The organism is Methylobacterium sp. J-030 (assembly GCF_022829545.1).
In the GTDB taxonomy this organism is placed as follows: Bacteria; Pseudomonadota; Alphaproteobacteria; order Rhizobiales; family Beijerinckiaceae; genus Methylobacterium.
This window is the reverse complement of record NZ_JAKSYM010000143.1, coordinates 1-11648: the sequence shown is the minus strand read 5'-3', so window position 1 is coordinate 11648 and position 11648 is coordinate 1. Positions and strand designations below refer to the sequence as shown.

Genomic DNA, 11648 nt, shown 5'->3' with positions numbered 1-11648 from the left:
ACCAGTTCCTTCCAGGCGTCGGGCAACGCGGCAACGTCCGGCTATCAGGTCCGGCTGACACTCAACCTCTACTCCCGCACCCAGCCCGCCTACGGCACCCTGCGCGCCTTCGTGCGCCTCGATGCCGGCGCCCGCACCGGCTAGTCCGGCGTCGGCCCCTCCGGAACGCCGACGCGCATCGGCCAAGCCTACAATGCCACAGGTGTGGACGCCGCCGGCCGGGCGCAGCAGTTCATGACCGTCGACAAGGCGTTCATCCAGTTCGCGGGCCTGACCGCCGGTCGCGCCTCCTCGTTCTTCGACTTCTACGCCCACGACTTCGAGATCACGGGCAGCACGCTCGGATCCGACAATTCGTCGACCAACCTGCTCGCCTACACCGCCACGTTCGGGAACGGCCTGTCGGCGACGCTCTCGATCGAAGACCCGGTCTACCGCCGCAGCGCGATCTTCGCGCCGACCGGCGGCACCAGCCCGCTCGCCCCCGTCGTGGTCGCCTACAACAGGCTGGGCGCTCCGCTCCTCACCAGCAACATCGACGTCGTTCAGCGCGAGCGCCTGCCCGACTTCGTCGGCGTCGCGCGTCTCGACCAGGCTTGGGGCTCGGCGCAGATGTCCGCCGCCGCCCACGAGCTGAACGTCGGCGACATTGTCTCCACACCGGTTATGGGCGCCAATGTCAGTATCGCCCATACACGCAGCGTCCAGGGCTGGGCGGTTCAGGGCGGCCTGAAGATCAACGCGCCGTTCGTCGCGCCGGGCGACGCCCTCTACCTGCAGGGCGCGTACGGCGACGGTGCGCAGATGTATACCGGCTACTCCGCGTGGAGCGGCTCGTACAACACGTACGGCGCCAGCAGCACGATCCAGGGCCAGAAGTTCGTTCAGTACTTCTCGGACGCGACGGTCAACCCGCTCACCGGCCAGCTGCAGACCTCGCAGAGCTTCACCGCCGTGGGCTCGTACCTGCATTACTGGTCGCCGGAATGGCGCTCGGCGGTGTTCGGGTCCTACGGCGAGCAGAGCTTCTCGAAGACCGCCCGGTTCGGCCAGGGCGCGCTCTACGGCCTCACCGGCGTGACCGGTACCAACACCGTCGGTCAGCCCGGCACCCGGTTCTTCCAGCTGAGCCAAGCGCTGCGCGACACCTACCAGTTCGTGGCGGGTGCCAGCCTCATCTGGTCGCCGGTCAAGGACCTCGATATCGGCGTGGAAGGTTACTACACGCAGATCGGCCTGAAGAGCGGCCGTGCGATCGACCTCGACAAGGACCCGACCGCCTATTCGACCGCCCGCATCACCAGCATCAACGCGGGTGGTCCGGTGCGGACGGCGACCCAGGACAGCGTGTCGTCGGTCCGCCTGCGCGTCCAGCGCGACTTCTGATCGAGATGCCGGCGCCGGGACTTGGGTCTCGACGCCGGCCCCCGTGCAAGACGACCTCCTGGGCCCGGCTTCGCGCCGGGCCTTTTCCATGCCCGGGCCCGTGACATGCGGCGGCGACTCGGCGGGCCATCGACCGTCACGTGCGGCGCACGATCCGCCAGGGTTCCCGATCCCCGCCTGCGGAACAGGTCGCGCGCTTTGTTCCCCGCCCTGCGTTGCCGCCTCCGACCGGCGCTGATACGCCGAATGTCACTTGATCTCCGCCGGCTGCGGACTTCGACGGACCACGCTTGCCGGGCGTCGTGAAGTCCGGAGCAAGCCGTACGCGGTGAGAAGTCCGGGGGGACGCCATGACCAGCACCGCCACCACGAGCCCCACCCCATCCGCGGCCGAGGGCCGGATGGCAGAGGGCCGTCCCGCCCGATTCTGGCCGGAGCGCTGGTGGCGCCTCGTCGATCTCAAGATCGGCATCATCCCGCTGCCGGTCTACGTCGTCCTCGCCGCCCTGATCGTGATCCTGGTTCAGGAGGGCGAGATCAAGCCCGACGGGCCGACCATGATCGCCGTGCTGGTGATGGGCGGCTTCACCTGCGCGGAGATCGGCAAGCGGATCCCGATCCTCAGAAACATCGGCGCGGGCGCGATCTTCGCGACCTTCATCCCATCTGCGCTCGTCTACTATGCCCTCATCCCGCCGCAGATGGTCAAGGCGATCGGCGACTTCACGAAGTTCACCAACTTCCTCTACATCTACATCGCCACGATCATCGTCGGCTCGATCCTCGGCATGGACCGCGAGGTCCTGATCAAGGGCTTCCTCAAGATCTTCGCGCCGCTGGCCACCGGCTCGGTGGCGGCGGCGATCGTCGGCACCCTGGTCGGCACGCTGCTCGGCCTCGGCCCCTACAAGACCTTCTTCTTCATCGTGGTGCCGATCATGGCGGGGGGCGTCGGCGAGGGGGCGATCCCGCTCTCGATCGGCTACGCGGCGATCCTCGGCCAGCAGCAGGGCGTGATCTTCGCCCAGGTCCTGCCGCCGGTGATGCTGGGCTCGCTCACCGCGATCATCTTCGCGGGCACCCTGAACTCCGTGGGCAAGCGCTATCCCCATCTCACCGGCGAGGGCCGTCTCCAGCCCGATTCGGAGGCGATGAAATCCAGCGACGCGCAGGCCAGGTCCGAGGCGGCGCGGGGCCAGATCGACCCCGCCACGATCGGGGCGGCCGGTCTCACGGCGATCACCCTCTACCTGCTCGGCGTCATGGCCCACCACCTGGTCGGCCTGCCGGCCCCCGTGGCGATGCTGTTCCTGGCGGTGTTCGCCAAGCTCGCCAGCGCGGTCTCGCCCCATCTCCAGGCCGGCGGCTTCGTGGTGTACAAGTTCGTGCAGGTCTCGATGACCTACCCGCTGCTGTTCGCGATCGGCGTGGCGCTCACGCCGTGGAACGAGCTGATGGCCGCGTTCACGCTGGTGAACCTGATCACCATCGTGTCGACCGTGACGACCCTGATGGTGACGGGCTTCTTCGTCGGGCGCTGGCTCGGGATGTACCCGATCGAGACCGCCATCGTGAACGCCTGCCACAGCGGCCAGGGCGGCACCGGCGACGTGGCGATCCTCACGGCGGCGAACCGGATGGCGTTGATGCCCTTCGCGCAGATCGCGACCCGCATCGGCGGCGCGCTGACCGTGACCGGCACGATCGTCGCCATGAAATGGATCGGGGTCTGACGGATTCCAGGGAGCGTTGAACCATGGCCGGTGATCCAGGCGCCGTCGAGGCGACCCTCAAATCCAGGATCGGTGCGATCCTCCGCGCGACGAGCGGCAACTTCCTGGAGATGTTCGACTTCTTCCTGTTCGGGTTCTACGCGACGTACATCGCGCGGGCGTTCTTCCCTTCGGGCAACGAGACCACCGAGCTTCTGCTCACCTTCGGGACGTTCTGGCTCGGGGCGCTGATGCGCCCGCTCGGGGCGATCGTGCTCGGCGCCTATATCGACCGGATCGGCCGCCGCCAGGGCCTCATCGTCACCCTGGGCATCATGGCGAGCGGCACGGTGCTGATCGCCTTCTGCCCGAGCTACGACACGATCGGCGTCGCCGCGCCCCTGATCGTGCTGGCCGGCCGCCTGCTCCAGGGGTTCTCCGCCGGCGTCGAGATCGGCGGCGTCTCGATCTACCTGTTCGAGATCGCCACGCCGCAACGGCGGGGCTTCTACACCTCGTTCCAATCGGCGAGCCAGCAGGTGGCGATCGTGTTCGCGGCGCTGATCGGCTACGGGCTGAACGCCTTCCTGACCAAGCAGCAGATCGGCGATTTCGGCTGGCGGATCCCGTTCTTCATCGGCTGCCTGATCGTGCCGTTCATCTTCTTCATCCGGCGCTCGCTGCAGGAGACGCAGGCCTTCGCCAAGCGCACCCACCACCCCAGCACCCGCGAGATCCTGGCAACGGTCGCCGCCAACTGGCGGATCGTGCTGCTCGGCATGATGCTGACCACGATGACGACGGTGACTTTCTACATGATCACCGTCTACACCCCGACCTTCGGCAAGAACGTCCTCAAGCTCACCGAGGCCGACAGCCTGATCGTGACGCTCTGCGTCGCCATCACCAACTTCATCTGGCTGCCGGTGGGCGGGGCGCTCTCCGACGCGATCGGCCGCAAGCCGGTGCTGCTGACGATCTCCACCCTGTCCCTGCTGACGACTTACCCGGCCCTGCACTGGCTGGTGGCCGACCCGACCTTCGGCAAGATGCTCGCCGTGGAGCTGTGGTTCTCGTTCTTCTTCGGGGTCTATAACGGCGCGATGGTGGTCTCGCTGTCCGAGGTGGTGCCGGCGCATGTGCGCGCGAGCGGCTTCTCCCTGGCCTACAGCCTCGCCACCGCCCTGTTCGGCACCGCCACCCCGATGGTCTCGACCTTCCTGATCGAGAAGACCGGCGACCGCGCCTCGCCAAGCTACTGGCTGATGGCGGCGGCGGCCTGCGGCATCGTCGCGACCCTCGGCCTGTTCCGGGGGCGGACGCAGATGGAGCGCGTCCCGGCCCACGCCTGAGGGTCCGTCTGACCCGGAAGCCCGCTTTCCGAAGGGCGTGCCCCTTGGCGGGTTCTCAATGGAGAGCCCTGAGATGATGACCCAGGCTCTGCCCTGGATCCGCGAACGGTCTCGACCCAGCTGGTTCGAGGTTTTTGGCGGCACGCTCGGCATGGGATCGTCACCCCGGGCCTCGTGACGTGCACGCCCTTTCCCCGGACAGGTGGAGCGAAGCGGAACCTGATCCGGGATCCGGCGCACAAGGCGCCGCGTCAGCGGCACGGGTTGATCGAGATCGACGCTTCGCGACGTCTTGCGCAGGAGCCCGGGTCGCATTCCGCTGGCGCTGCATGCGCCCGGGAAAAAGACGGTGCAGAGCGGCAACACGCGATGGCGCCCAAGCCCCGCCCAAGACCTCGAAACGGCTGGATCTCGACCTTTCGCGGGTCCAGAGCTTGATCGGTCCGCGGGACGCAGGCCATCGTGTGCTCGCGGCAAACGGCCTCCGAGGCGGCTCAGCTCTCCTGCCAGATCCGGATCCGCGCCTTGAAGGCGGCCCGGATGTGCGCCCGGCCCGCGGCTTCGGCGGCGTCGCCGTCATGGGCGCGGATCGCCGCCACGATGGCGGCGTGCTCGGCGAGCGATTCCGCGGCGCGGTCGGGCGCCGACAGGGTGGTGGCGCCCGGCAGCAGCACGAGCGACAGGCGCATCGTCTCCAGCGTGCCCTGCAGGAAGCGGTTGCGCGCCGCCCCGTGGATCTGCCGATGGAACAGCCGGTTGGTCCGCGCGAGCGCCGGGGCGTCGCCGAGCAGCCCCCGGTCCCGGGCGACCATCTCCTCAAGGATCTCGGTTTCGACCGCGCTGGCGTGGATCGCGGCGAGGCGGGCCGCCGTGCCCTCCAGCACCTCCCGCATGTCGTAGAGTTCGCTGACCTGTCCGTAATCGAGCTGCGCCACGCTGGCGCCCCGGTGCGGCTCGTGGGCGACGAGGCCCTGCGCCTCCAGCCGCCCCAGCGCCTCGCGCACCGGCGTCCGGCTGATCTGGAACCGCTCCGCGAGTTCGGCTTCGCGCAGCCGGCTGCCGGGGGCGAGTTCGCCCTCCTCGATCGCGCGCAGCAAGCGCTCGTAGGCTCCGGCGCCGCTGGAGCGCTCCGACTCGCTCGCCTTCATCCCGGGATCTCCTCCGGCTGCGCCATAACCCGAAACAGGGCCGTCCGGAACGCTTGCGACAGATTGCATGCAGGCGTATACAATAGCTTCGATGAGAATGAACGGCGAGGAGACAGAGATGCAACGGTCGGGAGACGCGCCTTGGGATGTCGTCGTGGTCGGCTCGGGCAATGCCGCCATGAGCGCGGGCCTCGCCGCCCTGGAACGCGGCGCCTCGGTGCTGATGATCGAGAAGGCCGAGCAGGATCTGGCGGGCGGCAACACCGCCTACACGGCCGGTGCCATGCGGTTCGTCTACGAGGGCAACGACGACCTGATGCCGCTGCTGGCCGACCCGGAGGATCCGCGCCTGCCGCGCACCGACTTCGGCGCCTACACGGCCAAGAAGTTCGAGCAGGATCTCCTGGGCTTCAACGACGGGAGGCCGCTCTCGCGCGAGCAGCGCATCCTGATCGACGAGAGCGGCGCGGCGCTCCGCTGGCTCGGGACGCAGGGGGTGAAGTTCGAGCCGATCTATTCGCGCCAGTCCTTCGAGAAAGAGGGCCGCTTCGTATTCTGGGGCGGCCTGACGCTCGCCACCCACGATGAGGGTTTCGGCCTCGCCCGGGCGGAACACGAAGCCTTCATCCGGGCCGGCGGGGAGATCCGCTACGGCTGCCCGGCCAAGGGGCTGATCTTGGAGGACGGGCGCGTGGTCGGGGTGGATACGCCGCAGGGTGCGGTCCGCGCCAAGGCCGTGATCCTCGCCTGCGGCGGCTTCGAGTCGAACGCCGCCCTGCGGACGCGCTTCATCGGCGAGGGCTGGGACAAGGCGCGCGTCCGCGGCACGCCGCACAACCAGGGCGAGGGGCTGGAGATGGCGCTCGCGCTCGGCGCGAAGGCGCACGGCTTCTACGGCGGCTGCCACGCCACGCCGATGGACCTGCACACCCCCGATTACGGAAACCTGGATCTGCCGCACGGCGAGCGCAAGCACTACCGCAAGATCTGCTACTTTCTGGGACTCATGCTCAACGCGAAGGGCGAGCGGTTCGTCGACGAGGGCAAGGATTTTCGCAACTACACCTACGCCCAGTTCGGCCGCGCGATCATGGAGCAGCCCGGCCACGTGGCGTGGCAGATCTTCGACGCCAAGGTCGATCACCTGCTCTACAGCGAGTACCGCTTCCACGACGCCCATTTCGTCGAGGCCGAGACCCTGGACGGGCTCCTCGACCAGCTCGACGGCATCGACCGGGACGGAGCGAGGCGCACCATCGCGGCGTTCAACGCCGCCGTGGACGAGGCGGTGCCGTTCGACCCGACCGTGAAGGACGGGCGCGGCACCAAGGGGCTGCCCCTGCCGAAATCGAACTGGGCGCAGAGGATCGAGGCCGGGCCGTTCAAGGCCTATCCGGTCACCGGCGGCATCACCTTCACCTACGGCGGCGTCGAGGTCGGGGATGACGGCGGCGTGAAGCGGGAGGACGGCGGCGCCATTCCGGGCCTCTACGCCTGCGGCGAGATGGTCGGCGGCGTGTTCTTCAACGGCTATCCGGGCGGCTCGGGGCTGACCTCGGGCGTGGTGTTCGGCCGGCGCGCGGGCTACGGCGCGGCGGCGGGGGTGCGGGGATAAGGGCAGCGGCACAGCGCGACGGTTTCCCTCCCCCTCTGCGGGGGGGGAGCGGAAACGGAGCGACCCACCGCCCCCTGTCCGCGGGCCCGCCGCGGGCGTAGAACCCCACGCATGCCAGCCCGACAGGCCGTCTTCACCATCACCCGCGGCGTCCGGTTCCTGCCGACGCTTGCCGAGGCGCTGCTCTCCGGCCGGCTCGTCGGGCCGGTGGCGGCCGACCCGCTGGCGCTCGCTGCCGTCACGGTCTACCTGCCGACCCGCCGCGCCGCCCGGGCGCTGTCCGCCATCCTGGCCGACCGGCTCGGCCGCGATGCCCCCGGCCAGGCCACCCTGCTGCCCCGGATGATCCCCTTGGGCGAGGCCGACGAGGCGGAGCTCGACCTCGCCGCCGAGCCGCTGCTCGAGGGGAACGCCGACCCTTTGAGCGCCCCGATGCCTCCCCTGGAGCGCCGGCTGATCATGGCCCGACTCGTCCAGGCCTGGGCCAGGACGGTGGACCGCACCCTGCTGCCGCTCGATGCCGAGGTGCCGTTCCTCGTCCCGTCCTCCCCGGCCGACGCCGTAGGCCTCGCGGGTGACCTCGAACGGCTGATGGATGCGCTGACCGTCGAGGGTTTGCCCTGGTCGGAGATCGGTGCGGCGGTCGAGGCCGAGTATTCCCGCTACTTCGGCCTGACCCTCGACTTCGTGAAGATTGCCGCCGAGAACTGGCCGAAGCTGCTCGCCGAGCGCGGGCTCGCCGATCCCGTCGCCCGCGCCCGCGGCCTCCTGCTGGCCGAGGAGCAGCGCCTGTCGCGCGGGCTCACACCGGAACCGGTGATCGTGGCCGGCTCGCTCGGCTCAGTCCCCGCTACCGCCCGGCTGATCGCCGCCGTGGCGAAGCTGCCCCGGGGCGCCGTGGTCCTGCCCGGCCTCGACCTCGATCTCGACGCCGCCGGCTGGGACGGCATCGACACCGGCGAAGGGTTCTCGCGGGTCATCGCCCACGGCCACCCGCAGGCGGTGCTGCACCGGCTGCTCGGGCCGGATAACCTCGACCTCCCCCGCGCGGAGATCGTCGCCCTCGGTGAGCCCGAGCCGGGACAGGCGGCCCGGGCCGCCCTGCTGTCGCAGGCCCTGCGGCCGGCCGACACCACCGACGCCTGGGCGGCCCTCGACCCGGCCGGGCGCAACGCCACTGCCCGCCTCGGCCTCGCCGGGCTGGCGCTGGTCGAGGCTGCCGACGAGCGGGAGGAGGCACTGATCGTCGCCGTGGCGCTCCGCGAGACCCTCGAGACGCAAGGCGCCACCGCGGCCCTGGTCACGCCGGACCGGGGGCTCGCCGGCCGGGTGGCGGTGGAACTGCTGCGCTGGGGCATCGTGGCGGAGGATTCCGCGGGCCTGTCGCTGGCCGGAAGCCCGGCAGGGCGCCTCGCCCGGTTGGCCGCGGAACTTGCCGCCGACCTCGCCCGCAACCAAGCGGACGCGATCCCGGCCCGGTTGATCGCGCTGCTGTCGCATCCGATGGTCCGGCTCGGCCTGCCGCGCGCCGACGTGGTGCGTGGGGCGGCGGCCCTGGAGATCGGCCTGCTGCGCGGCCCGGTTCCAGCCCCGGGTTTTTCGGGGTTGCGCACGGCACTTGCGGCGGAGCGCGCCGGGCCGCCGGAGCACCGGCCCCGGGCCAAGCGACGCCTCAAGGACATCGACTGGGACCTCGCCGCGGATCTGCTCGACCGGCTGGACCACGTCTTCCGGGACTTCCCGGGGCCCGACGGGGGCGGCGACTGCGACCTCGTCGCCACGGCCGCCCGCCACCGGGAGGCCTGCGACCGGCTGGTCGCCGGCCCGGAGGACGCCCCCGAGGCGGAGACGGACGGCTCCCTGTCCGGCCTCGACGGCCTGTTCGACGACCTGGAGATGGCCGAGCCCGGCCTGATGCCGGGGCGGTTCGACGATTACGCGACCTTCTTCACCGCGCTCGCCCGAGAGCGTGTGGTCACCTGCTCGGGGGAGGTCCCGCATCCGCGTCTGCGCATCCTCGGCCTGCTGGAGGCGCGCCTGCTCTCGGTCGACCGGGTGGTGCTCGGCGGCCTCGACGAGGGCGTCTGGCCGGTGCGTACCCTGACCGACGCGTTCCTCAACCGGCCGATGCGCGAGCGGGTCGGCCTCAACCCGCCCGAGCGGCGGATCGGCCAGATGGCGCACGATTTCGTGCAGGCGCTGGGCTGCGGGGACGCGGTGATCACGCGGGCGCTGAAGCGCGAGGGCGCGCCAACCGTGCCCTCGCGGCTGATCCAGCGCCTGCGCGCGCTCGCCGGCGACGGGAACTGGGACGCGGTGCTCGCGGCGGGCCGCCGCTTTGCCGGCCTCGCCGCCCGGATCGACACGGCCCCGCCGGAGCCGCGGCTCAAGCGGCCCGCGCCGAAGCCGGATCCGGCCCTGTTCCCGCGCTCGCTCAGCGTCACCGAGATCGAGACGCTGGTGCGCGATCCCTACAGCATCTTCGCCCGACACGTGCTTGGGCTCGATCCCCTGGACCCGCTGGCGGCGGCTCCGGGCGTCGCGACCCGCGGGTCCCTGGTGCACGAGGTCTTCGCCGAGTTCGCCCGGCGCCATCCGCGGGACCTGCCCCGGGACGCCGTTGAGCGGCTGTTCGACCTCGCGGTGAACGCCTTCGGCGACATCGAGGCGGACTATCCGAACCTCTACGCCGAGTGGTGGCCGCGCTATCGGCGCATGGCCGCCGCCTATCTGGATTGGGAGACGCAGCGCCGCCCTGGCCTGAGCCGGATCCATCCGGAGGTGTCGGGGCGCTGGGTCATCCCGCTGGGCCGGGAGAGTTTTACGCTGCGCGCCCGGGCCGACCGGATCGAGCTGCGCCCGGACGGAAGCGCCTGCATCGTCGACTACAAGACCGGTGCCCCGCCCTCGGCGAAGATGATCTTTTCCGGGTTCTCGCCGCAGCTGACCCTGGAGGCGGCGATGCTGATGCGCGGAGCCTTCGCGGACCTGCCGGCCGTGAAGGAGACGCCCGATCTGCTCTACGTCCACGCGTCGGGCGGCCGGAAGCCGTTCCTGCCGATGCCGGTGAAGCCGCCCCGGGGCGAGGCACGCGCGGTCGCCGCGATCGTCGCCGAGCACGCCGAGCGGCTGCGCGGGCTGGTCGCGCGGTTCATGACCGGGGAGGCGGCCTACACGGCCCGGCCCTATCCGCAATTCGCCAGTCAGTATGGGTCCTACGATCACCTCGCCCGGGTGCTGGAATGGTCGCTCGGCGGGGAGGAGGGCGGGGAGTGAGTAGGCTCGATCGCGAACCGCGATAGGATCAGGCTCGCCCCGGATGAAGGTGCTGGCCTGATGTCGATCCTGGCTATCCGGTGCGGCAGACGCGGAGCCGTTCGATGTCCGAGCTTGAGCCCCTGACCGATCCCGCGGCCCGGGCGCGATCCCGCGGCTCAGGCGCTGCGCCACAAAGCGGTATCGGGGCGCTCGTGCCGGAATTGTGCGTGACGGATCTCGATGCGAGCCTGCGGTTCTGGTGCGGGTTGCTCGGTTTCGCGATCGCCTACGATCGCCCGGCCGCGCGCTTTGCCTTCCTGGTGCGCGGCGACGCACAGATCATGCTGTGCCAGCGCAACGGCAGCTGGGAGACCGGCACACTGGAATACCCGCTCGGCCGGGGCATCAATTTGCAGACGATGATCGAGCCGCTCGATCCGGTCCTGGGCGCCCTTGAGGCGGAAGGCTGGCCACTGTTCGAGGCGCCGAGCGAGGCTTGATACAGGGTCGGAGACGCGGAGCACGGCCAGCGGGAATGCCTCGTGCAGGATCCCAACGGCTACCTCGTGCGCCTTGCCGAGAACTTGGGTATCCGGGCGCCGGCAGGGCCATGATGCGTTCGCGCCGGCGGCTCCGCCTTGTCGGGGTGACTGGGCGCCGGGTTTGACCGGTTTGAGCTGCTGCATTCATGCGTCTCCATTCAAGGATCAGCATAAGCGGCCCCACATCTCTCCCTCCCCCGCAGAGGCTTGCGGATTCACACTTCATCCGCTGCGCCGACGATGGCCGCAGATCCCCCCTCGCCCCGCTTGTGGGGAGAGGGGGCGTCGCGCTCGTCCCCGAGGGAGATGTGTGAGCATCGTCGCTTGCAAAGGGGGGAGGGCGGGTACGTGGCAAAGCTGGGGCGCATAAGGCCGAAGGCCTGGAACGCGCCGCCACGCAAGACCTTCGAGCCCGCAAACCCCATGACCGGCCGCTGTCAGCCCCTCAAAAGAACGCCTGCAGCCCCGTCTGCGCCCGGCCCAGGATCAGCGCGTGGACGTCGTGCGTGCCCTCGTAGGTGTTGACCGTCTCGAGGTTCTGGGCGTGGCGCATCACATGGTACTCGCCCATGATGCCGTTGCCGCCGTGCATGTCGCGGGCGGTACGGGCGATGTCGAGGGCCTTGCCGCAATTG

At 70.2% G+C, this 11648-nt stretch carries 7 protein-coding genes and 1 pseudogene; 6 read left to right on the top strand and 2 right to left on the bottom strand.

The genetic code is table 11. From position 1 onward, the window contains the following. The 3 genes and pseudogenes from MKK75_RS08280 to MKK75_RS08270 form a co-directional block, all read left to right on the top strand. Positions 1-1386: pseudogene (locus MKK75_RS08280) on the top strand (porin); the annotation flags it as partial. A 350-nt stretch (positions 1387-1736) separates the two neighbouring features. Further along, positions 1737-3119: a 2-hydroxycarboxylate transporter family protein gene (locus MKK75_RS08275; protein ID WP_244042115.1), complete on the top strand. Its 1383-nt coding sequence runs from the start codon at positions 1737-1739 to the stop codon at positions 3117-3119. Between the two features lie 23 nt (positions 3120-3142). Then, entirely contained in the window at positions 3143-4450 is a 1308-nt protein-coding gene (locus MKK75_RS08270; RefSeq protein WP_244042114.1) for an MFS transporter, read from the top strand. Between the two features lie 494 nt (positions 4451-4944). Here the strand turns inward: MKK75_RS08270 and MKK75_RS08265 are convergent, their stop codons facing one another. After that, on the bottom strand, positions 4945-5598 hold the full coding sequence (locus tag MKK75_RS08265) for a GntR family transcriptional regulator (RefSeq protein ID WP_244042113.1): 654 nt from the start codon (positions 5596-5598) through the stop codon (positions 4945-4947). Positions 5599-5716: 118 nt separating this feature from the next. Between MKK75_RS08265 and tcuA the strand changes: the two genes are divergently transcribed. From tcuA to MKK75_RS08250, 3 genes are all read left to right on the top strand, one after another. Next, on the top strand, positions 5717-7213 hold the full coding sequence (gene tcuA, locus MKK75_RS08260; RefSeq protein WP_244042112.1) for an FAD-dependent tricarballylate dehydrogenase TcuA: 1497 nt from the start codon (positions 5717-5719) through the stop codon (positions 7211-7213). 111 nt (positions 7214-7324) lie between these two features. After that, positions 7325-10489: a double-strand break repair protein AddB gene (gene addB, locus MKK75_RS08255; RefSeq protein WP_244042111.1), complete on the top strand. Its 3165-nt coding sequence runs from the start codon at positions 7325-7327 to the stop codon at positions 10487-10489. Positions 10490-10593: 104 nt separating this feature from the next. Next, a complete protein-coding gene (locus tag MKK75_RS08250) occupies positions 10594-10971 on the top strand; it encodes a VOC family protein (RefSeq protein ID WP_313901840.1) in 378 nt (125 codons plus the stop codon). Between the two features lie 487 nt (positions 10972-11458). Here the strand turns inward: MKK75_RS08250 and MKK75_RS08245 are convergent. Further along, positions 11459-11648: acyl-CoA dehydrogenase family protein (locus MKK75_RS08245; RefSeq protein WP_279593699.1), on the bottom strand; the 190-nt coding region annotated here is incomplete at its 5' end.